General features: G+C 39.6%; 1 pseudogene. It reads left to right on the top strand.

Annotated features, from left to right (window positions below):
- Nucleotides 1–254, top strand: a pseudogene (locus tag A7985_RS25515) (transposase); the annotation flags it as partial.
- Nucleotides 255–359 lie beyond the last annotated feature (105 nt).

Raw genomic sequence — 359 nt, 5'->3', positions numbered from 1 at the left:
TCAAATATTATGTAGAGCTTGTTGATTTAACTGGTCGATGCATACGTGAGGATAAACGTGGGTTCATCACAGACGCTCAGCCCATCTTAGCAAGACTCAATATCCAACCAGAGAATTGGTTAAAGCTCACCACTCAGTTTACCAAGGTGTTCAAAGGTTCCGTTGGTAGGCCTGATGCTAAACAAAAGTATTGCGAGCACTTAAAGTTAAAACGACGAGGCAACTTGACGCAGTGTAGTGCGTTATTCGCTTAGTCCTTAATATACATTAACACCCCAATTTTAACGTGATTTTTAAAAGTTACGTGGTTAGCCATGTCTGAAATCCCAGCTAAGTTATCAAGTTAAGCAATTTATCAA

Source organism: Pseudoalteromonas luteoviolacea, assembly GCF_001696455.1.
Taxonomy (GTDB): Bacteria; Pseudomonadota; Gammaproteobacteria; order Enterobacterales; family Alteromonadaceae; genus Pseudoalteromonas; species Pseudoalteromonas luteoviolacea_C.
This window is presented reverse-complemented; position numbering and strand designations above follow the sequence as displayed.